Consider the following 20,903-nt stretch of genomic DNA (forward strand, 5'->3'; position numbering starts at 1 on the left):
CCTTACTTGGCCTCGGCCTGGTAGCGGGCGACGCCTTCCATGATTTCCTGGTGGGCGGCTTCGATGCCTTGCCAGCCCAGGACCTTGACCCATTTGCCCTTTTCGAGATCCTTGTAGTGCTCGAAGAAGTGGGAGATCTGGTCGCGCAGGATCTGCGGGATGTCCTCGTAGGTCTTGACGTCGTTGTAGGTCTGGATCAGCTTCGGCACCGGTACGGCCAGCAGCTTGGCATCCTGGCCGCCTTCGTCTTCCATGGCCAGCATGCCAATGGCGCGGCAACGCACGACGACGCCCGGCGGCAGGCCGAACGGCGCGACGACCAGGACGTCGACCGGGTCGCCGTCACCGGCGATGGTGTTGTTGATGTAGCCGTAGTTGCACGGATAGTGCATCGCGGTACCCATGAAGCGATCGACGAAGATCGCGCCGGATTCCTTATCGACTTCGTACTTGATCGGATCGGAGTGGGCGGTGATTTCAATGATGACATTGAAATCTTCGGGAAGGGACTTGCCGGAGGATACGTTATTGAGTGCCATCGTTTTTTCTCTCTGCGTTTAAGTTTGAGAACTTGGGATTATAGCGTCGCCCGGCCAGTGTTCAGCCCCAGGCGGCAAGAAACTCCTGCCAGTGCGGCGCGCCGATACGGGCCAACTGGGCTTTCACGAATTCGCCTTCGGCGATCTCTTCTTCCGCCGTCAGTTCACCGCGCAGGCGGCGGAAGCGGTTGTAGACCAGGTAGGTATTGATCACGTCGGTTTCGCAGTAGTCGCGAATGTCGGCGATCTGGCCGCCCTGCCAGGCTTCCCAGACCTTGCCGCCGTCCATGCCGAGCTTGCCGGGAAAGCCGAAGAGCTTGGCCAGGTCGTCGAGCGGCGCGTTGGCGCGGCCGTTGTAGAGGGCCAGCAAATCCATCAGGTCGAGGTGACGGGTATGGTAGCGGCTGATGTAGTTGTTCCACTTGAAGTCGCGGGAATCGGCGTAGTCGCCGTCGCCCATGTCCCAGTAGCGCGGCGCCGACACGCCGTGCAGCATGCCGCGGTAGTGCAGCACCGGCAGGTCGAAGCCGCCGCCGTTCCACGACACGATCTGCGGCGTGAATTTCTCGATGCCGTCGAAGAAGCGCTGGATGATGGCGCCTTCGTTCAGGTCCGGCTCGGACAGCGACCACACCTTGAGGCCTTCGCCGGTGCGCAGCACGCAGGAAATGGTCACCACCCGCTGCAGGTGCAGTTGCAGGAAGTCGTTGCCGGTCCGGGCACGGCGCTGCTGGAAGGCGAGTTCGGCGACTTCGTCGTCCGACAGTTCGCCCGGCAGGTCGTTGAGCCGGCGCAGGCCGGGAACGTCCGGAATGGTCTCGATATCGAAGACGAGAACCGGTTTCATGCCGGGAAAACGCCGGTCGACAAGTAACGGTCGCCACGGTCGCAGATGATCGACACGATGACCGCGTTCTCCAGTTGCTGCGACAGGCGCAGCGCCACGGCCAGCGCGCCGCCCGAGGAAATGCCGGCGAAGATGCCTTCTTCGGTGGCCAGCCGGCGGGTCATCGCCTCGGCGTCGGCCTGGCTGACGTATTCGATGCGGTCGACGTTGGTCTTGTCGTAAATCTTGGGCAGGTAGGCTTCCGGCCACTTGCGGATACCGGGAATCTGGCTGCCCTCTTCCGGCTGGCAGCCGACGATCTGGATGGCCGGGTTCTGTTCCTTCAGGAAGCGGCTGGTGCCCATGATGGTGCCGGTCGTCCCCATGCTGGAGACGAAATGGGTGATCTTGCCGTCGGTATCGCGCCAGATTTCCGGACCGGTGCCTTCGTAGTGGGCGAGCGGATTGTCCGGGTTGCCGAACTGGTCGAGGATGATGCCCTTGCCCTCGTCGCGCATCTTTTCGGCGACGTCGCGGCACAGTTCCATGCCGCCGTCCTTGGGCGTCAGCACCAGCTCGGCGCCGAAGGCGCGCATACTCTGGCGGCGTTCGACGCTCTGGTTCTCGGGCATGACCAGGATCATCCGGTAGCCCTTCATCGCTGCCGCCATGGCCAGCGCGATGCCGGTATTGCCGGAGGTCGCCTCGATCAGCGTGTCGCCCGGCTTGATGTCGCCGCGCGCCTCGGCGCGCACGATCATCGACAGGGCCGGGCGGTCCTTGACCGAACCGGCCGGGTTGTTGCCTTCCAGCTTGGCCAGGATGACGTTGCCACGCTTGTCGTTATCCGCCCCCGGGATGCGCACCAGGCGCACCAGCGGCGTGTTTCCGACAAAATCCTGCAGGGTTTTATACATTGCGATGCAGCCACTCGATATATTGGGAAACGCCCTCTTCCACCGTGGCCATCGGCGCTTCGTAGCCGGCTTCGCGCAGCTTGGTCAGGTCGCCTTGCGTGAAAGCCTGGTACTTGCCCTTCAGCGCCTCGGGGAAGGCGATGTATTCGAGCAGGCCCTGGGCCCGCAGTTCAGCCAGCGACAGCGGGGCTTCGCCCTTGGCCTTGCGGCAGCCGTTGGCGGCGGCGACGGCGACATCGTTGAAGCTCTGCGCCCGGCCGGAGCCGAGGTTGAAGATGCCGGATTTCTCGGGATGGTCGAGGAAGAAGAGATTGACCTTGGCGACGTCGCCAACGAAGACGAAATCGCGCATCTGGCCTCCGTTCTCGTAGCCGTGCGAGCCTTCGAACAGCTTGACCTTGCCTTCGGCCTTGAACTGGTTGTAGTTGTGGAAGGCGACCGAGGCCATGCGCCCCTTGTGCGTCTCGCGCGGGCCATAGACGTTGAAGTAGCGGAAGCCGACGATCTGCGACGACGGGTTCTTGGCCAGGCGCTGGCGGACGATCTGGTCGAACAGGAACTTGGAGTAGCCGTACACGTTGAGCGGCCCCTCGTACTGGCGCTCTTCCTTGAAAACGTTGCTGGCGCCGTAGGTGGCGGCCGACGAGGCGTAGAGGAACTGCACGTCCTGGTCCTGGCACCAGTCGAGCAGGATCAGCGAGTAGCGGTAGTTGTTCTCCATCATGTAGCGGCCGTCGGTCTCCATGGTGTCGGAGCAGGCGCCTTCGTGCAGGATGGCCTCGATCTCGCCGTCGTAATGGCCGGCCTGGATGCGCTCGATGAAATCGTGCTTGTCGAGGTAGTCGGCGATCTCGCAGTCGATCAGGTTCTTGAACTTGTCGGCCTTGGTCAGGTTGTCGACGGCAATGATGTTGGTGATGCCGCGCTCGTTCAGCGCCTTGACGATGTTGGAGCCGATAAAGCCGGCAGCGCCGGTGACGACGTAATACATGGAATTCTCCTTACAGGGCGGCGACGAGTTCCTGGCGGGTGACGACCGCCGTACCCAGCTTGCCGACGACGATGCCGGCGGCGATGTTGGCGACGCGGATGGCTTCGCCCCAGGCGGCGCCGGCGGCGAGCATGACGGCCAGCGTGGCGATGACGGTATCGCCGGCGCCGGAGACGTCGAACACCTCGCGGGCCTTGGCCGGTTGATGGTGGACCTCGTCGGCGAACAGGGTCATGCCCTCCTCGCTGCGGGTGACAAGCAGGGCTTCCAGGCCCAGTTCGCCGCGCAGCTTGGTGGCCTTGGCGACCAGTTCGTCCTCGTTCCGCCAGTTGCCGACAACCTGCTTCAGTTCCGAGCGGTTCGGCGTGATCACCGTCGCCCCGGCGTACTTGCCCCACTCGTCGCCCTTGGGGTCGACCAGGACGGGCTTGTCGGCAGCGCGGGCGATACGGATCATGTCGGAAATATGAGTCAGGCCGCCCTTGCCGTAGTCGGACAGGATGACGACATCGGCATCGGCGACGCGGCGCTCGAAATCGGCCAGCTTGGCCTGCAGGATCTCGTGCGACGGCGGCGTCTCGAAGTCGATGCGCAGCAATTGCTGCTGGCGCCCGATGACGCGCAGCTTGACGATGGTGTCGAGGTCATCGTCGATGTGCAGGCCGGCGTCGATCTGCCCCTCTTCGAGCAGGCGAGCCAGCGAACGGCCGGCATCGTCGTCGCCGACGACCGACAGCAGCGCCGTCACGGCGCCCAGCGAGGCCGCGTTGCGCGCCACGTTGGCGGCGCCGCCGAGGCGCTCTTCCTGGCGCTCGACCTTGACCACCGGCACCGGCGCTTCCGGCGAAATCCGGCTGACGTCGCCGAACCAGTAACGGTCCAGCATCACGTCGCCGACGACGAGCAGGCGAACCTGCGAAACCTTTTCCAGCATGTTGCGATTCTCTCAGCGGCCGATGGCGAAATACTCGATGCCCGTGCCGCGCACGAACTTGGGATCGTACAGGTTGCGGCCATCGAAAATGACCGGGTGCTTCAGGGTCGCCTTGATCGCCTCGAAATCCGGGCTGCGGAATTCCTTCCACTCGGTGGCGATGACCAGGGCATCGGCACCTTCCAGCGCGCCCATCGGGCTGTCGGCGTAGTTCAGGCGGGCTTCGTCGCCGAAGATGCGTTGCGTTTCGTGCATGGCGACCGGGTCGTAGGCAGAAACCGTGGCGCCGGCCGCGAACAGGTCGGCGATCAGCTCGCGGCTGGGCGCTTCGCGCATGTCGTCGGTGTTCGGCTTGAAGGCCAGGCCCCACAGGGCGAAGTGCTTGCCCTTGAGGTCGCCGAATTTCTGCTTGATCTTCCCGGTCAGCACATGTTTCTGCGCGTCGTTGGCTTCCTCGACGGCGGTCAGCACCTTGAGGGTGATGTCGGCGTCGTCCTGGGCGGTCTTGATCAGCGCCTTGACGTCCTTGGGGAAGCAGGAGCCGCCGTAGCCGCAGCCGGGGTACAGGAAGTGGTAGCCGATGCGCGGGTCGGAACCGATGCCCTGGCGGACCATTTCGATGTCGGCGCCGAGCACTTCGGCCAGGTTGGCCAGTTCGTTCATGAAGCTGATGCGGGTCGCCAGCATGGCGTTGGCGGCGTACTTGGTCAGTTCGGCGCTCTTGATGTCGGTGACGATCAGGCGCTCGTGGTTGCGCTGGAACGGGGCGTAGAGGGCGCGCATCAGGTGGATGGCCTGCTCGTCCTCGGCACCGACGACGATGCGGTCGGGGCGCATGAAATCTTCGACGGCGGCGCCTTCCTTGAGGAATTCGGGGTTCGACACGACGCTGTACGGCGTATTGACGCCGCGCTTGGCCAATTCGTCGGCAATGGCGGCGTGAACCTTGGCGCCGGTGCCGACCGGCACCGTGCTCTTGTCGACGACGACCTTGTAGTCGGTCATCAGGCGGCCGATGTTGCGGGCGGCGCCGAGGACGTACTGCAGGTCGGCCGAGCCGTCTTCGTCGGGCGGCGTGCCGACCGCGATGAACTGGACGGTGCCGTGCTGGACGGCCTTTTCGACATCGGTAGTGAAGTGCAGGCGGCCGGCGGCCACATTGCGGCGAACCATTTCCTGCAAGCCCGGTTCGTAGATCGGGATGCCGCCTTCTTCAAGGATACGGATCTTTTCCGGATCGACGTCCAGGCAAAGCACGTCATTACCCACTTCCGCCAGACAGGTACCACTGACCAGACCGACATAACCGGTACCGACAACCGTGATTTTCATGAAATTTCCTACAGGGATTGATCGAATTCTTCGCTGCGGCGCGGCGAATAGGTTTCCCAGCCGCCGCAGGCCGGACAGCGCCAGTAGAACTGGCGGGCCTTGAAACCGCAATTATCGCACCGATAGCGCGACAGACGCTTGGTATAGCCCTGGATGATGGTCTTCGCCAGTTCGACATCCGGCCTGACCTCGGGCGCGACCAAAGGCAGGCGCGCGCTCATCAGCTTCTCGAGACCGAGCAGGGTCGGATTGCGCTGCAACTCGGCGCGCACCAGGCGGCAAGCCGCCTCGGAGCCGTCGCTCTCGAGCACCAGCTGATAGACCACTTCGAGAAGATCCAGCGACGGATAGCGCTCGAGGTAGCCGCTCAACAAGGCGATGCCTTCGGCTACCCGTTCCTGCTTGCGATAGGTATCCAGCAGGCGCTGGGCAACCAGGGCCAGATAGGCCGGGGCCTGCTGCTCGATGCGCTGCCAGGCCTCGATCGCCTCCTGCGGCTTGCCCTCCTGGAGAAGGAGATCGCCTTGCAACAGGCTGGCCCGCACGCACTTGCGGTTTTCCTGCATGGCGACTTCGAGGTGCTGGCGCGCCTCGTCGGGACGCGAGCGCATGATTTCGTTGGCGGCCAGCTCGCAGTAGTACTCGGCAATTTCGCGATGCGAGGCGACATCGGGCAGTTCGCGGGCGATCTCGACGGCTTTCAGCCATTCCTTCTCGACCTGGTAGATTTCCAGCAGGTTGCGCTTGGCCTCTTCTTCGAACGAAGTACCCAGCAGCTTGTTGAATATTTCCTCGGCGCGGTCGAGCAAGCCGGCTTTCAGGTAATCCTGCCCCAGCTCCGAGAGTGCCTGCAGGCGAACGCGTTCGTCGAGATCGGGCAGATCGATCAGGTTCTGGTGCATGCGGATGGCACGCTCGGTTTCGCCGCGTCGGCGAAAGAGATTGCCCAGCGCGAAATGCAGTTCGACGGTTTGCGAATCGACCTTGGCGACCTCGAGAAAGGAGTCGATGGCCTTGTCGGGCTGCTCGTTGAGCAGGAAATTCAAGCCCTGGAAATAGGATCGCGGCAAGGCCCGCGATTCGTGGATGACCTGCCGCATATCAACGCGCGCCGCCGCCCAGCCCAGGCCGAAAAAAACCGGGATCAGCAGCAACTGCCAGTAATCGACAACCTCGCTCATACGACGGGAGGCGTTTCGATGGCCGGCACCTGCGGTTGGCGTGCAGCCGCCTTTTTCAGTCGGGAAATTTCGCGCCGCTGGCGAAAGAGCACGCCGAGCAAGGAAAGCGCGCCAATGATCACGCCGCCGACGAAGAAAGCGAGCAAGGCAAGCACCAGCGGCGCCTGCCAGATCTGCCCCGGCAAAAGCCTCAGGCTGACCGGATCGGTGTTCTGCGCAGCAAACACCACCAGGAAAATGAAGATGATGAGCCGAACGGCCCAAGTCAATGCTGTCATGACATTCAATAAAAAGGGGCAGTGAAATCATTCACCGCCCCAAATCTACCACATTGAGCCAAGCCCGGCGTCAGATCATCTGATCGACCCGTTCGCGCAACTCTTTTCCAGCCTTGAAATGGGGAACCCATTTGGCCGGCACACTGACCTTCTCCCCAGACTTGGGGTTGCGTCCAACACGCGGAGGCCGGTAGTTGAGCGCAAAGCTGCCGAATCCGCGGATCTCGATGCGATCCCCGCGCACCAGCGCTTCGGACATCGCATCGAGAATCATCTTGACCGCAAAATCAGCATCCTTCGCCACCAACTGCGGAAACCGCTCCGCCAGTCGGGCGATGAGCTCGGATTTGGTCATGCTAGTGCCTTATCAGCCTTGCTGGTTGAGTTTGGCCTTCAGCAGGGCGCCCAGGTTGGTCGTGCCGGAAGCAGCGGAGGCGGATTCAGAAGCCAGCTTCTGCATCGCTTCGTGCTGTTCGGCATTGTCCTTGGCCTTGATGGACAGGTTGATACCACGGGTCTTGCGATCCACGTTGATGATCATGGCTTCGACTTCGTCACCCACCTTCAGGTGTTGCGACAGGTCGTCGATACGATCACGCGAGAACTCGGAAGCACGCAGGTAACCTTCGTTCTCGCCATCCAGGGTCATCACGGCGCCGCGGGCATCCACCGTCTTGACGGTAGCGCGCACGATGCTGTTCTTCTCGTGGGTAGCGATGAAGTTGGTGTACGGATCGCCTTCGAGCTGCTTGATGCCCAGGGAGATACGCTCCTTCTCGACGTCGATGCCGAGCACGACGGCCTCGACTTCGTCACCCTTCTTGAAGTTGCGGATGGCTTCCTCGCCGGTCGCGGACCAGGACAGGTCGGACAGGTGAACCAGGCCGTCGATGCCGCCAGGCAGGCCGATGAAGATGCCGAAGTCGGTGATCGACTTGATGGCACCGCGGACCTTGTCGCCCTTCTTGTGGTTCATGGCGAAATCGTCCCACGGGTTCGGCAGGCACTGCTTCATGCCCAGGGAGATACGACGACGTTCTTCGTCGATTTCCAGGATCATGACTTCGACTTCGTCGCCCAGGGAAACGACCTTGGACGGGTGGACGTTCTTGTTGGTCCAGTCCATTTCGGAAACGTGCACCAGGCCTTCGATGCCTTGCTCGATCTCGACGAAGGAGCCGTAGTCGGTCAGGTTGGTGACCTTGCCGAACAGGCGGGTGCCGGCCGGGTAACGGCGAGCGATGCCGACCCACGGATCGTCGCCCAGCTGCTTCATGCCCAGGGAGACGCGGTTCTTCTCGGCGTCGAACTTGAGAATCTTGGCGGTAACTTCGTCACCGACGTTGAGCACTTCGCTCGGGTGACGGACACGGCGCCAGGCCAGGTCGGTGATGTGCAGCAGGCCATCGATGCCGCCCAGGTCGACGAATGCGCCGTAGTCGGTGATGTTCTTGACGATACCCTTGACGGTGGTGCCTTCCTTGAGGTTCTCGAGGAGCTTTTCGCGATCCTTGTCAGCGGTGGCTTCGAGCACGGCACGGCGGGACATCACGACGTTGTTGCGCTTGCGATCCAGCTTGATGACCTTGAACTCAAGGGTCTTGCCTTCGTACGGGGTGGTGTCCTTGACCGGACGCATGTCGACCAGGGAACCCGGCAGGAACGCGCGGACGCCGTTGGACATGACGGTCAGGCCGCCCTTGACCTTGCCGGTGATGGTGCCGGTGACCAGGGTGTTGTTGTTCAGGGCCTCTTCCAGGAAGTTCCAGGCGGCGATGCGCTTGGCGCGATCGCGCGACAGGCGCGTGGCGCCGTAGCCGTCTTCCAGCATTTCGATGGCAACTTGAACGAAGTCGCCTTCCTTGACTTCGATCTCGCCCTGATCATTCAGGAATTCTTCGAGCGGAACATAGGATTCCGATTTCAGGCCGGCATTGACCACGACGAAATTGTGATCGATGGCCACCACTTCGGCAGTGATGACTTCGCCTTGACGCATTTCCTGGCGAGCCAGGGATTCTTCAAAAAGTTGAGCAAAAGATTCCATTACGGACAGACCTTCTTGCCACGAATCGTGAGACCCGCAGCGGGTTGAGGTTAAAAAACATGTTGCCGGCCATTGCAACCGGCAACACCATTACAACGATGCTTCCCTGGCCCACGCCAGCACCTGGTTCACCGCCTGTTCGATGGTGAGATGCGTGGTGTCGAGCAGCTTGGCATCAGCCTCCTGCCTGAGCGGCGCCACGCTGCGCTGCGAATCGCGCGCATCGCGTTGCTGCAGATCAGCCAGAAGGTCCGCGAGATTAGCAGAGAATCCTTTTTCGATCAACTGCTTATACCGCCGTTCGGCGCGCGCCTCGGCACTGGCCGTGAGGAAGACCTTGAGCGGCGCTTGCGGGAAGATCACCGAGCCCATGTCGCGCCCGTCGCCGACCAGGCCGGGCAGCGTATTGAACGCCCGCTGGCGGAACAGCAGCGCCTCGCGCACGGCTGGCAGGGCGGCCACTTTCGAGGCTCCGGCCGACATTTCCTCGGTGCGGATGGCGTCGCCGACCAGGGCGCCGTTGAGAAGAATGTCGCTACCGGAAAACGCGACATCGAGAACCGCCGCCAAGCCGGCAACACCGGCTTCGTCGGCCCAGTCGATACCGGCCTGCTTCGCCGCCAGGGCCGTCAGGCGATAGAGCGCGCCCGAATCCAGGTAGGCGTAGCCCAGCGCGTCGGCAACCCGCGCCGCCACCGTTCCCTTGCCGGAAGCCGACGGGCCGTCGATGGCAATGACCGGTGCCGCCCGCGTCACCGCCGCGAAACGCTCGAAATAGTCCGGGAAGGTCTTGGCGACGCATTTCGGATCGTTGATACGCAGCGGCGTGCCGAAGGCGGCCAGGGAGAAGCACATCGCCATGCGGTGGTCGTCGTAGGTGTCGATGGCCGCCGGATGCAGGGCGGCCGGCGTGACGCGGATGTAGTCCGCCCCCTCTTCGACTTCGGCGCCCAGCTTGCGCAACTCGGTCGCCATCGCCGCGATGCGGTCGGTTTCCTTGACCCGCCAACTGGCGATATTGCGCAGGGTCGTCGTGCCCTTGGCGAACAGGGCCGCCGTCGCCAGGGTCATCGCGGCATCGGGGATGTGATTGCAATCGAGATCGACCGCAACCAGGCCACCTGCCGGCGCCCTTGCTTCCATCCAGTTCGGCCCCATGGCGATCTGCGCGCCCATCTCGGCCAAGGCCTCGGCGAACTTCACATCGCCCTGGATCGAATCCCGGCCGACGCCTTCGACCCGCACCGGACCGCCGCCGATGGCGCCCAGCGCCAGGAAATAGGAGGCCGACGAGGCATCGCCCTCGACGTAGATCGTTCCGGGCGAAACGTAACGGCTGCCCGCCCTGATCGTGAAACGCTGCCAGCCGTCACGCTCGACGGTGACGCCGAAGCGCGCCATGGTGGCCAGCGTGATCTCGATATAGGGCTTGGAAATCAGCTCGCCGACCACCTCGACGACCACCGTTTCCCCGGTCAACGGCAGGGCCATCAGCAAGCCGGTCAGGAACTGGCTGGAGACGTCGCCGCGCACCTTGACCACGCCGCCCGGCTGGATGTTGGCCGGTTTCAGGTGCAGCGGCGGATAGCCCTCGTTCGCCAGATAGGTGATGTCGGCGCCCAACTGGCGCAGGCCATCGATCAGGTCGCCGATCGGCCGCTCGTGCATGCGTGCGACGCCCTTGAGAACGTAGTCGCCACCGGCCAGCGCCAAGGCGGCGGTGAGCGGACGAAACGCCGTGCCGGCGTTACCGAGGAAAAGTTCTGCCTGCTTGACCGGAAAACGCCCGCCGCTCCCGGTGATGCGCCAGTTTTCGCCGCCCAGATGGACAACGCCGAGGCCCAGCGCCTTGAGCGCATCGAGCATACGCTCGGTATCGTCGGAGGCGAGGAGGTCGCGAACCTCGGTCTCGCCTTCAGACAAGGCGGCCAGCAGCAGGACGCGGTTGGAGATGCTCTTCGAACCGGGCAGCCGAACGCTGCCACTGGCGGAACACAATTGGGGAAGATCGAGAAAATCCATGACAACCTATTTAGTGGAAATTTTAAGGGCAACCCCTTGGAGTAAAACAACTAACACACTGAAAGAGACCGGCTACAAAGGCGACAACTTAAGGCGCTTAGCTACATGAGGAACGGCTAGACAGGCTCCGATTAATAGCCAAAGCATTCTTTGATACAGGATTTCGTGCATCTGACTGAACATCAAAAACGACAAAACAAGCAAAGCCAAAGACCTCCCTGCTGCCAAACGACACCAAACCTTCTCTACCCAAAGGAATCTTCCAAACAGCCAAATACCATAAAGTGCAGCAGCGAAACCCACCAAACCAAACTCTGCCAGTACCCAAAGGAAACTGTTATGGATCTGCAATGGATAGCCAAATATTTTTTCTTTTTCAACGAGAAATACACCCAACCCCGCCCCCCAAACAGGCGACGACCACCACATTTGCAGAGCCTCGTAGTTTGCACGCCAACGCACACCATCCGACCCCTTATCGGAGAACTGGCTACTAACGTGGTGCCCACCTCCACCACTAAATCCATCAGTTAGAACGGGCACTAACTCAACAAGACCATACATCCCACCTGCCAAGAGTGCCGCTGCCAAAAATTGATATCTCTCCCGCTTTTGAAAAACAACCCCAAGAGTAATCAAGACAAAAACAACCCCAATAGCAGTTCGAGACCCTGTCAACAACACGCCAAAACACAACGCCGACAACCCAAGGATCAAGTACCACGATTTTCGACACCACGCGGCGTGAGCCAACAGCAAAGAGATTGCACAAATGAGCTGAAATGCAAATGCATTTCTATTTGCTGCAAACCCTTCAAAGTTAGATTGAATAGGGATCCCTTGTACATATTTTCCAACTCGAATAGAAAGCTGGAAAATAACAATCACCAAAGCCACCATTACGACAGTTTGAGTAATGCGATACAGCCCATGCGAACCAAATTGGCGAACAATTAAATATCCTGCAGAAAGATAGCCTAACAACACTACAACCCCGAAAACCTTCCCTCCTAATGCCCATTGAGTAATACCAACTCTCATCCAGCCGTTAATAAAGCCAACAACTAGAATCAACAAAACAACCAAAATAAAACGGTTCATTGCTGGAATTCGCCAAGCGGGGGCCTCTCTCAAAAAAAGGCAATGCAATGCAAGAGCCCCCAAGGAAAACAAAGCAAATGGATCGGCCATGTTCACGTTGAGCTCTCCGCTTGGGAGCACCAAATGCACCTGAAAGAAAACCCCAACCACTACCGCAAACCCTAGCAGCCAAAAAGCGAAGTCTTCCTGAACTAGAGCAGTTCCCGCAGGAACAGCAACCACCTTACGATACATCGCGCTTGGATACCTCACCGCAAACAGAGGTGCCACAATAAGCACAACGAGAGTCGAACACAGCCCCACTACTACTGATGCAGCCACAGCATCCGAAGCCGGCACACCAAGTTTCCCCAGAACAAAAACGGCAGCCAACTCCCTAACACCCCAACCGCCAGCGCTAACCGGCATGCTGGCAGCAAAACTAACAATAGCGGCTGTACAAAAAAGATTAAACCATGATATCTGTGGAGCAACCACATGAAAACACACCGCAAATGCCGAAAGCATCAACAATTGGCCAATTAACCCAAGCCCCATTACCTCGATCAATCTTTCCAGATTCTTTCTATTAAATAGTTTTCCTACCAATTGTTTTTCGAACTTACGACCGAAAAACTGATAGTTCAAAAAACCAGCCAACCCTGCTGCCAAAATTACTTCAACAAGATTAAATCCCTCTAGTAGCTGTAGCGATACTGCAGCTCCAAAGAGAGCAACAGCACCAATTATGGCCAAAAAAGCGCTACTAATTGCAACGACTAAACGCTCATACGCTGAAAGACTAGAGTTCAGAACAGATGGCACTCCATACTGCTGAAGCACTAATTGCCTTCCTGCAACTTGCCCCAATAATGGAATGAAGAAAAGCCCGGCCAAATTTCCGGCCATGCTCGCTGACAAAGATGAGCGCAACGAGAGGCCCAGACCAAAATGGTGCAGTACTCTCCAGAATCTGACTCCTGCCGCAAGTAAATTACAGACAAGCAAGAATGAAAGAGGAAGAAGAATCGCTACATCAAATTGCTTAAGCCTCTCATACAAATCAAGAGGATTGGCTATCCACACACCTAGTGCCAAAAGAAATATGGCAATACCAATGTTTATTTTTTTGTACATCTACTCAGCAACACCAAAAATAAGACATCATCATATCAACCCACGATACATATGCCAGACGTTTCAAGGCTAGACTATCGATTCAGGTAAATATTCACGAACATATATCCGTAAGCCTTTTTTGACGTCATTTTCATCTCTCACAGATGCGCCAAGCCAAATCTCAAGATTGGAATATTCGGTCACAGACAGCGAGTCGGACAAACGTGCGATCCGCAGCTTCGGGTGAGGCGTCTGCAAGGTGGCCTCGTCGTCGGCCAGCAGTTCCTCGTAGAGCTTCTCTCCTGGCCGCAAACCGGTAAATTCGATTTTCACCTCGTCCTCGGAGAATCCTGAAAGCCTGATCATGTCGCGCGCCAGATCGACGATCTTCACCGGATCGCCCATTTCCAGAACGAATATCTCGCCCCCCTGCCCCATCAATCCGGCCTGCAGCACCAACTGCGCCGCCTCGGGAATGGTCATGAAATAGCGCACGATGTCCGGATGCGTCACGGTCACCGGCCCGCCGCTGGCGATCTGCTCGCGGAACTTGGGGATGACGCTTCCGTTGCTGCCCAGGACGTTGCCGAAGCGGACGATCACGAAGCGGGTCGCCCCGCGATTGTTCACTGCCAGGCACAGCCGCTCGGCCAGGCGCTTGGTCGCCCCCATGACATTGGTTGGATTGACCGCCTTGTCGGTGGAGATCAGGACGAATTTGCGAACCTGTGCCTCCTGGGCGGCCCGGGCCACGGTAAGCGACCCCAGGGCATTGGTGCGCACGGCCTGCCAGGCATTGACGCTTTCCATCAGCGGCACGTGCTTGTAGGCGGCGGCATGGAATACGACAACCGGCTGCTCGTGGGCAAAAATCTCGGCAATGCGATCCTTGTCCCGGACATCGGCGGCCCACGAGTGGCACTTCAGCAACGGGTGGCTGACGCCCAACTCCTCGCCAATGCTGTAGAGCGCAAACTCCGACGAATCGACCAGAACCAGCCGTGAAGGCTTGAAGCGGGCAATCTGCCGGCACAGCTCGGAACCGATCGACCCCCCGGCGCCGGTGACCAGCACCACATTGCCCCCCAACAACGCATTGACGCCGTGATCGTCGAGCGAAACCGCTTCGCGCCCGAGCAAGTCCTCGAGTTCGACCTTCCGGATACTGGATACCGACAGGCGCCCGGAGAGCAGATCGTCGTAGGACGGCACCGTCAATACGGTCAACCCGGCGGCGGAAGCCAGCTCGGTTGCCCGGCGGCGCTGGGAAGGGCGCGCGTTCGGCATGGCGATGATGGCATGCCTGGCACCCAGGTTCGCCGCGATGGGGCCGATGTTCTCTATCGGCGACATGATGGGCAAGCCTCTCAGACGCCGCCCCGCTCGACCGGGGTTGTCGTCGACGATGGCCACGGCATACCATTGCCCGCTGCGATGAATCTCCCGCAGCAGGGAATCCGCCGCCTCGCCAGCCCCGATGATGAGCACGGGCTGGCCGCGCATCTTGGTCGGCCCGTAAAGGCGATGCTCCTTCCAGCTTCGATAGGCGAATCGCGTTCCACCCATGATGATGGCCAGCAGCAGCGGGTGCAGAACGAGCACCGAACGCGGAATCAAAGGCACCTTGAAGATGGCGACCACCGTCGAAGTGAGCAAGGCACCGACGAAGACGGCGCTCAACAGATGCTGGAGATCCGCAATGCTGGCAAAACGCCAAAGGCCTTGATACAGGCCGAAAAAGAAAAACAGCGCGGCAAAGAGCGGCAGCACCCAGAGCAGCGAACCCAATGCGGCCCCCTCGAACTCGGCCGGCATGTCGAAATTGAAACGCAACCAGAAGGCCAGCAGCCATGCACCGCCGGCAGCGCAGACGTCAAACGAGAAGGCGGCCAGCGTCCGTGGATTCAGGCTGAAAAGGGTCTGTTTTTGTATCTTTTTCATGCTGCGTCAATGCGAAACGCCATCACTTTTGACGACCTTGAGGGCCGTCAACCAAATGATCCGGAGGTCGAACCAGAAGCCCTGCTGCCGAAGATACTCGACATCGAGCGCCACCTTCTGCGGAATGGGCAATTCGTCCCGACCGTTGATTTGTGCCCACCCGGTCAGGCCCGGCTGCAATTCGTGCACCCCGGCCTCGGTACGCAAGGCAATCAGGTCGTCCTGGTTGAACAGCGCCGGACGAGGGCCGACGAAGCTCATGTCGCCGACCAATATACTCCAAACCTGCGGCAGTTCGTCCAGGCTTGAACGACGCAGAAAAGAGCCAATCGGAGTCAGATGCGCGGCCGGGTTGCTCAGCAGATGGGTGGCGACAGCCGGCGTGCCGACCCGCATGCTGCGGAACTTGGGCATACGAAAGATCCGGTTGCGCCGCCCGACACGATCCGACCAATACAGCACCGGCCCCGGCGAGGTCAGCTTGACCAGCACGGCAACCACCAGCAGCGGAATGGCGAAGATGCCAACGGCGATCAAGGCCAGAAAAAGATCGAAAAGTCGCTTCATGCCAAACCGTTTGTTTTTGTCAGGAATTGCTCGATGCGCCGGATCTGCAAGGCAACCACCTGCGCTTCGTCGTACAGGGCCATGGCTCTTTCCCTGCCCCTGGCCCCCATCGCGGCCACCTTGCCGCGATCGCCGGCCAATGCCAGGAAGGCTTCGGCCAGTGCCTTTGGCGACCGCGTCGGCACCAGCAGCCCCGTCTCACCGGGCACGACCTCCTCGCGAGAGCCGCGGATATCCGTGGCAATAACCGCCTTGCCCATCATCATGGCCTCGATGATGGTGCGCGGCATGCCTTCCCGCCATGACGGCAGGCAGAACACATCCATGGCGGCGAGCAGCTCCGGAATGTCCTTGCGCGCGCCCGTCGCCACCAGGCGCTTGCCGAGCGCGGCGCCTGCGCGCTCCAGCTCGCTCTCCACGTCGCCGGCATGATCGCTCGCCAGGCGCTCACCCACCATCAGGATGACGATCTCGGGATGGTTCCCGGCAGCCTCGACGGCGGCCTCGAGAAACTCCATGATCCCCTTCTCGATCACCTGACGGGCAATGATGCCGATCACGAAGGCATCGCCGGCGATGCCCAGGGCCTGGCGCATGGCGCCCCCATTGCCGATCACCGCGGGATCGAAACGTCGGGCATCGACGCCATTGCCGATGGCGAGCGTTTCCGCAGCCGGCGAAATGCCCTCCTGTACGGCCGTCTCGGCATCCTCGGCGCTCTGGGTGAACAGCAGATCGGTAAAACGGCCGGCAAACCGTTCCAGCGAGACGAACAGGCGACGCTTCCAGGCAGGCATTTCGTCATGGAAGTAAAAACCGTGGGCCGTGTAGATGACGACCGGCACGCGCGCGACAAACGCAGCCACCCGGGCGACCAGTGCGGCAACCGGCGTGTGCACGTGCAGGATGTCGAAGCGCTGCCGCCGGAAATAAGCGGCCAGTCGGACCACGGAAACCGCATGCCTGAAAACATTGAGGCTGCGCGCAATCGGGATGGTATCGATGGCATAGCCCTTGGCGCGCATCCCGGGGATTTCCGGCCCATCCGAACAAACGGAAGTGACTTCCCAACCATGATCCTGCATGCCGTCGATCAAGGGCAGCAGGAAATGCTTGAGCGTGAAATCGACCGCGCAGAGTTGGCAAACCCTCAAGCCCATCGTCTTCTCCAGGCCTGGTACATCAGCACGTTCCACAGGGCGTATTGCACATTTCGTCCCGACAGGTGTTTTTCCCACATCGCCCGGATCGGCGCCGGGTCGAGCAGGCCATCCGAGGCCAGTTGATCCGGCGACAGCAGATCTTCCGCCCATTCGCGCAAGGGCCCGCGCAGCCAATGCTCGATGGGCACGCCGAAGCCTTGCTTCGGCCGATCGACCATGGTTTGCGGCACATAGCGGTACAGCAGCTGCCTGAGCAGCCACTTGCCCTGGCCATTGCGGACCTTCTGCTCGAAAGGCAGCCCCCAGGCGAAGGAAATCACCCGTTCGTCGAGAAAGGGGACACGGGTTTCAAGGCTTGCCGCCATCGCCGCCCGATCCACCTTGACCAGAATATCGTCCGGCAAATAGGTCAGCGTATCGACCGCCATCATCCGCTCGGCATACGACGGCATGCCGGGCCAAGCTGCCGGGTCGGCAACCAGGGTTTTCGGCTCGCCGGGGTCCCGCATCGGCAGAGCGCCACGCCACTGGCTGACCAACTCGCGATAGAGCGCTTCTTCGGAATCCGCCCCCATCACCTCGGCCAGCTTGTGCAGTTTGTCGCCCGGGTTGCTAACCCGTAGACGCCCGGGCAACGCCCAGGAACATGCGCCAAAAGCGCTGTTCCAGGCGTCAGCGGAAATGCCGGAGAAAATGCCGGCCGCCCCTCGTCGCAGCCCGAGCGGCATCTTGCCAAAGCGCCGCCACAGGGATGTTGCCCAGAAATAACGGTTGTACCCGCCGAACAACTCGTCACCGGCATCGCCGGAAAGGCAGACCGTGACGTGCTGGCGAGTCAGCGCGCAGACGAGTGCCGTCGGTATCTGCGAGGAATCCGCAAACGGTTCGTCATACATGTCGGCCAAACGCGGAATGATGGCGCGCGCCTGATCCGGCGAGACGTAAAGCTCGGTGTGTTCGGTGCCCAGATGGGCGGCAACGACCTTGGCGTGTGCCGCCTCGTCGTACGCCCCCTCGGCGAAGCCGATGGTGAAGGTGCGAACCGGCTTGGCACTTCTCGCCTGCATCAAGGCAACGACCATCGAGGAGTCGAGCCCGCCAGAGAGCAAGGCCCCCAAGGGCACATCGGCCACCATCTGCTCGCCGATGGCCGAGCCGAGCACCTCGTCCAGTGCATCCATGGCCTCTGCATCGGACATCGGAGAACGACCGGCGACACGCTGCTGCGCGGTCCCGGCGAAAGACCACCAGGGCTCCGGCTCGCCGAACTCGCCCCGAGCATTGACCTGCAGCAGGGTGCCCGGCGGCAACTTGAAAATATTCCGGTATATAGACAACGGCGCCGGCACGTAGCCATAACGCAACATCAAAGCCAGCGAACCCGGGTCCGTCTGAAATTCCGCCCCCGGAATCGCCCGTAGCGACTTCAGTTCCGAGGCAAAGACAAAGGCATCGCCGATCCGACCGTAATACAAAGGCTTCTCGCCAATACGGTCGCGAGCAAGCGAAAGCATCCGCTCCCGGCGATCCCAGACGGCGATGGCGAACATGCCGCGCGCCCGTCTTAGTGTCGCTGCCAGGCCCCAGGCCACGATTCCGGCCAGCAGAACTTCGGTATCGGAATGGCCGCGCCAGGCCGGGGCATGTCCAGCCTGCTCCAGTTCCGCACGAATGCTTGCCCAGTTGTAGATCTCACCATTAAAAACAACGATATAGCGACCGCAGGCCGAAGACATCGGCTGATGACCAGCCGGCGACAGGTCGAGAATCGACAGGCGACGGTGGGCAAGCACGATGCCTTCGTCCGCGCCGCCCCATACGTCGCCATCATCCGGCCCGCGATGGATAATGGCATCGGCCATTTGCTCGCCAACTTGACGCAAGCGCGCCAAGTCACCGCGCCAACCAAGAGAAATTCCCCCTGCTACTCCACACACACCTGTCACCAAACCCAATATTCTATTTTACAAGGACGCCAATTCCGAACATCGATCTCGACACCTGATTTATTCACGGGCCAATTTCGCTTCGCAAATGCTATCGAATTAGGCTCATTGTCGCTTCGCAATCAATGCCAAATATTCAACATAAGCACCGGTACTGTATGTACGGCCAACGCGCTCCACCGAAGTCATTTCAAGGGAGGCTTGCGCATACAAGACACGTGCCAGCGAAGGCGACCAGAATGAAATGGGACCGTTGTTAGCTAGCGGCATAGACGGATCGTCAATATTTAACAGGGTAGCTGCATCCACGCCAGCAGCAATGCCATGCTCGTACATCACCGAATGATCGGATAGTCGATAACTGAAATACTCGCCTTCCGGTTTCAGGACTCGATGAATTTCCCGCAAAGCCACCTGACTGTCTGCAAGATCAAGGTGCTGCATGCTGACAACATCCACAACCGCATCAAAGAAAGCATTCTCATACGGCAGAACCGTGAAGCTACCTTGTTTGAGATCTGCGACGACTCCCCATTTTTCAGCCAAGTGAGTCCTGGCTAAGTTCAACCCAGTCTCACTGCTATCCAACCCATATGCCTGCAAGCCTTCCTTGGCGATCATCCAAAGATTGGCACCAGACCCTGAGCCAATTTCAAGTATCCGGATATATTGACGCTCTTGCATCGGCAGTCCAAAGTAGCGACTCGCCACAAACTGGATGAGAGATTCATTGGGTAGCTACGTTGCGACCGCATACCTTTTTGTCTGTATTGCGCGTCGAAACAACTGATTGCTTCTTGTAGATGCTGTGTAGTCATTATTCCTGCCACCAAAATTTTTTGTCATATCGCCATATTACCGCCTACGGCAGCGATTTCCGCTATCGAGCAACGTTCTCGAATAGCCCCTGATAGCGATGAGCGACAATTGATATGTCATACAAATCCAGAATACGCTGTCGCGCCGAAGCCTTCAGACAGAAAAAGTCGCTAGCACCCATAGTCGCAAAATCCAGCCAAGACTTCGCCAACGCCTCTGCATCTCCAGATGGTGTCACCACCCCCGTGTGGCCCACGATAACTCCACTGTCGCCAACATCAGTTACTGCGCAAGGCAGGCCGCAGGACATCGCCTCCCCCACGACATTGGGAAATCCTTCGCTGGTCGAGGTATTGGCCAAAACATCGAATCCGTTCATCACAGCAGGAATGTCTCGACGCTGCCCAAGCAACAATACTCTGGAGCCAATTCCCGCCGCCTTGAACATTTTCACAAGTTCTTCGTTGTCTTCCGAAACATCGGTTCCGACCAGCACGAAACGCAAACGCGTATTCTCCTGCGCTGCGATACCTGCGGCTTTCGCGAACAAATCGAATCCCTTCATGCGATGGTATCTCCCTACCATTCCGACCACGAAATCCGACTCTACGAGACCTAGCTGATCACGAATTTTCTGCCTCGCCAAATCGTCCGGGGCAAATTCTCCGGTGTCGAATCCGTTCGGCAACACCAACCATCGACGCGGTTCATATCCGACACGAATATGCTCTTCCATGCCAACGTGCGCATTGGCAACCACCACTGAAGGCACAAACGACAAACGGGCGAGCAATCGAACCAAGACGATATTGCTTCTTGGCAAATCCTCCGGAGAAAGCTTCGAGCAGCGCAGATTCCACACTAGCGGCACAGAGGGGTAAAAGCACTTAAGCATCACACCAAATAAGTCGGCGTGATGCAACCAGGTCATCACAACGTCTGGCTTGAAGGATCCGAACAGTTTCGATGCAGCCCACAAACCACACAGCCCACTCGTAACACCGGAGATACCGAGGGATTGGACCGACACCCCCAGAGCACGAATATCCGGCGCCAGAACATCGAGATCGGTCAGGGTCAGGACCATATGCTCGGCTGCCGAGCGATCCGACGCCTGCAACAGCTTGAGCAGCATCATTTCGGCGCCGCCCAGGCCAAGCCCGGTAATGATGTGGAGAACGCGCATTATCCTTGCCTGCCG

Annotated in this window: 18 protein-coding genes; all 18 read right to left on the reverse strand. The window is 59.9% G+C overall.

Translation table 11 applies throughout. From position 1 onward, the window contains the following. Nucleotides 1–2: 2 nt before the first annotated feature. The 18 genes from ppa to Q0P59_RS01210 all read right to left on the reverse strand — a co-directional run bounded on the left by ppa (nt 3) and on the right by Q0P59_RS01210 (nt 20,888). Nucleotides 3–539, reverse strand: a complete 537-nt coding sequence (gene ppa / locus Q0P59_RS01125; protein ID WP_295002595.1) for an inorganic diphosphatase — start codon at nt 537–539, stop codon at nt 3–5. A gap of 61 nt (nt 540–600) precedes the next feature. After that, nucleotides 601–1,386, reverse strand: coding sequence for a 3'-5' exonuclease (locus tag Q0P59_RS01130; RefSeq protein ID WP_295002597.1), 786 nt, complete (start codon nt 1,384–1,386; stop codon nt 601–603). Continuing rightward, nucleotides 1,383–2,282 (reverse strand): cysteine synthase CysM, encoded by a 900-nt coding sequence (gene cysM, locus Q0P59_RS01135; RefSeq protein WP_295002598.1) that lies wholly within the window; start codon nt 2,280–2,282, stop codon nt 1,383–1,385. Before cysM ends, Q0P59_RS01130 begins: the two co-directional genes overlap by 4 nt. After that, the gene (gene rfaD, locus Q0P59_RS01140) at nt 2,275–3,273 is read right to left on the reverse strand and encodes an ADP-glyceromanno-heptose 6-epimerase (RefSeq protein WP_295002600.1); all 999 of its coding nucleotides are present in this window, start codon (nt 3,271–3,273) and stop codon (nt 2,275–2,277) included. The genes cysM and rfaD overlap by 8 nt, the downstream gene beginning before the upstream one ends. A gap of 10 nt (nt 3,274–3,283) precedes the next feature. Next, the gene (rfaE1, locus tag Q0P59_RS01145) at nt 3,284–4,207 is read right to left on the reverse strand and encodes a D-glycero-beta-D-manno-heptose-7-phosphate kinase (protein ID WP_295002602.1); all 924 of its coding nucleotides are present in this window, start codon (nt 4,205–4,207) and stop codon (nt 3,284–3,286) included. A 12-nt stretch (nt 4,208–4,219) separates the two neighbouring features. Further along, entirely contained in the window at nt 4,220–5,539 is a 1,320-nt protein-coding gene (locus Q0P59_RS01150) for a UDP-glucose/GDP-mannose dehydrogenase family protein (RefSeq protein ID WP_295002603.1), read from the reverse strand. 8 nt (nt 5,540–5,547) lie between these two features. Continuing rightward, the gene (gene lapB, locus Q0P59_RS01155; RefSeq protein ID WP_295002606.1) at nt 5,548–6,720 is read right to left on the reverse strand and encodes a lipopolysaccharide assembly protein LapB; all 1,173 of its coding nucleotides are present in this window, start codon (nt 6,718–6,720) and stop codon (nt 5,548–5,550) included. Further along, nucleotides 6,717–6,998, reverse strand: a complete 282-nt coding sequence (locus Q0P59_RS01160) for a lipopolysaccharide assembly protein LapA domain-containing protein (RefSeq protein WP_295002648.1) — start codon at nt 6,996–6,998, stop codon at nt 6,717–6,719. Before Q0P59_RS01160 ends, lapB begins: the two co-directional genes overlap by 4 nt. A 70-nt stretch (nt 6,999–7,068) precedes the next feature. Beyond that, a complete protein-coding gene (locus Q0P59_RS01165) occupies nt 7,069–7,353 on the reverse strand; it encodes an integration host factor subunit beta (protein ID WP_150430159.1) in 285 nt (94 codons plus the stop codon). A 12-nt stretch (nt 7,354–7,365) separates the two neighbouring features. Next, nucleotides 7,366–9,045, reverse strand: a complete 1,680-nt coding sequence (gene rpsA, locus Q0P59_RS01170) for a 30S ribosomal protein S1 (protein WP_295002609.1) — start codon at nt 9,043–9,045, stop codon at nt 7,366–7,368. A 90-nt stretch (nt 9,046–9,135) separates the two neighbouring features. Continuing rightward, nucleotides 9,136–11,067, reverse strand: a complete 1,932-nt coding sequence (locus tag Q0P59_RS01175) for a bifunctional 3-phosphoshikimate 1-carboxyvinyltransferase/cytidylate kinase (RefSeq protein ID WP_295002611.1) — start codon at nt 11,065–11,067, stop codon at nt 9,136–9,138. 72 nt (nt 11,068–11,139) lie between these two features. Next, a complete protein-coding gene (locus Q0P59_RS01180; RefSeq protein WP_295002613.1) occupies nt 11,140–13,284 on the reverse strand; it encodes a lysylphosphatidylglycerol synthase domain-containing protein in 2,145 nt (714 codons plus the stop codon). Between the two features lie 69 nt (nt 13,285–13,353). Then, on the reverse strand, nt 13,354–15,081 hold the full coding sequence (locus Q0P59_RS01185) for a nucleoside-diphosphate sugar epimerase/dehydratase (protein WP_295002616.1): 1,728 nt from the start codon (nt 15,079–15,081) through the stop codon (nt 13,354–13,356). Nucleotides 15,082–15,213: 132 nt separating this feature from the next. Continuing rightward, nucleotides 15,214–15,774, reverse strand: coding sequence for a sugar transferase (locus Q0P59_RS01190; RefSeq protein WP_295002618.1), 561 nt, complete (start codon nt 15,772–15,774; stop codon nt 15,214–15,216). Beyond that, entirely contained in the window at nt 15,771–16,934 is a 1,164-nt protein-coding gene (locus tag Q0P59_RS01195) for a glycosyltransferase family 4 protein (RefSeq protein ID WP_295002620.1), read from the reverse strand. Before Q0P59_RS01195 ends, Q0P59_RS01190 begins: the two co-directional genes overlap by 4 nt. Further along, nucleotides 16,925–18,883, reverse strand: a complete 1,959-nt coding sequence (gene asnB / locus Q0P59_RS01200) for an asparagine synthase (glutamine-hydrolyzing) (protein WP_366090074.1) — start codon at nt 18,881–18,883, stop codon at nt 16,925–16,927. Before asnB ends, Q0P59_RS01195 begins: the two co-directional genes overlap by 10 nt. 105 nt (nt 18,884–18,988) lie before the next feature. Beyond that, nucleotides 18,989–19,567 carry a class I SAM-dependent methyltransferase gene (locus tag Q0P59_RS01205; RefSeq protein WP_295002622.1) on the reverse strand — a complete coding sequence of 193 codons (579 nt, stop codon included), beginning with the start codon at nt 19,565–19,567 and terminating at the stop codon, nt 18,989–18,991. Nucleotides 19,568–19,763: 196 nt separating this feature from the next. Next, nucleotides 19,764–20,888 (reverse strand): glycosyltransferase, encoded by a 1,125-nt coding sequence (locus Q0P59_RS01210; RefSeq protein WP_295002625.1) that lies wholly within the window; start codon nt 20,886–20,888, stop codon nt 19,764–19,766. Between the last annotated feature and the right edge of the window lie 15 nt (nt 20,889–20,903).

Source organism: uncultured Dechloromonas sp. (genome assembly GCF_945957265.1).
Classification (GTDB): domain Bacteria; phylum Pseudomonadota; class Gammaproteobacteria; order Burkholderiales; family Rhodocyclaceae; genus Azonexus.

Bases quoted from the DNA above. Each gene is read 5' to 3' on its own strand.
- ppa (WP_295002595.1), bottom strand. From the start codon at position 539: ATGGCACTCAATAACGTATCCTCCGGCAAGTCCCTTCCCGAAGATTTC.
- Q0P59_RS01130 (WP_295002597.1), bottom strand. From the start codon at position 1,386: ATGAAACCGGTTCTCGTCTTCGATATCGAGACCATTCCGGACGTTCCC.
- cysM (WP_295002598.1), bottom strand. From the start codon at position 2,282: ATGTATAAAACCCTGCAGGATTTTGTCGGAAACACGCCGCTGGTGCGC.
- rfaD (WP_295002600.1), bottom strand. From the start codon at position 3,273: ATGTATTACGTCGTCACCGGCGCTGCCGGCTTTATCGGCTCCAACATC.
- rfaE1 (WP_295002602.1), bottom strand. From the start codon at position 4,207: ATGCTGGAAAAGGTTTCGCAGGTTCGCCTGCTCGTCGTCGGCGACGTG.
- Q0P59_RS01150 (WP_295002603.1), bottom strand. From the start codon at position 5,539: ATGAAAATCACGGTTGTCGGTACCGGTTATGTCGGTCTGGTCAGTGGT.
- lapB (WP_295002606.1), bottom strand. From the start codon at position 6,720: ATGAGCGAGGTTGTCGATTACTGGCAGTTGCTGCTGATCCCGGTTTTT.
- Q0P59_RS01160 (WP_295002648.1), bottom strand. From the start codon at position 6,998: ATGACAGCATTGACTTGGGCCGTTCGGCTCATCATCTTCATTTTCCTG.
- Q0P59_RS01165 (WP_150430159.1), bottom strand. From the start codon at position 7,353: ATGACCAAATCCGAGCTCATCGCCCGACTGGCGGAGCGGTTTCCGCAG.
- rpsA (WP_295002609.1), bottom strand. From the start codon at position 9,045: ATGGAATCTTTTGCTCAACTTTTTGAAGAATCCCTGGCTCGCCAGGAA.
- Q0P59_RS01175 (WP_295002611.1), bottom strand. From the start codon at position 11,067: ATGGATTTTCTCGATCTTCCCCAATTGTGTTCCGCCAGTGGCAGCGTT.
- Q0P59_RS01180 (WP_295002613.1), bottom strand. From the start codon at position 13,284: ATGTACAAAAAAATAAACATTGGTATTGCCATATTTCTTTTGGCACTA.
- Q0P59_RS01185 (WP_295002616.1), bottom strand. From the start codon at position 15,081: ATGCCGGCCGAGTTCGAGGGGGCCGCATTGGGTTCGCTGCTCTGGGTG.
- Q0P59_RS01190 (WP_295002618.1), bottom strand. From the start codon at position 15,774: ATGAAGCGACTTTTCGATCTTTTTCTGGCCTTGATCGCCGTTGGCATC.
- Q0P59_RS01195 (WP_295002620.1), bottom strand. From the start codon at position 16,934: ATGGGCTTGAGGGTTTGCCAACTCTGCGCGGTCGATTTCACGCTCAAG.
- Q0P59_RS01205 (WP_295002622.1), bottom strand. From the start codon at position 19,567: ATGCAAGAGCGTCAATATATCCGGATACTTGAAATTGGCTCAGGGTCT.
- Q0P59_RS01210 (WP_295002625.1), bottom strand. From the start codon at position 20,888: ATGCGCGTTCTCCACATCATTACCGGGCTTGGCCTGGGCGGCGCCGAA.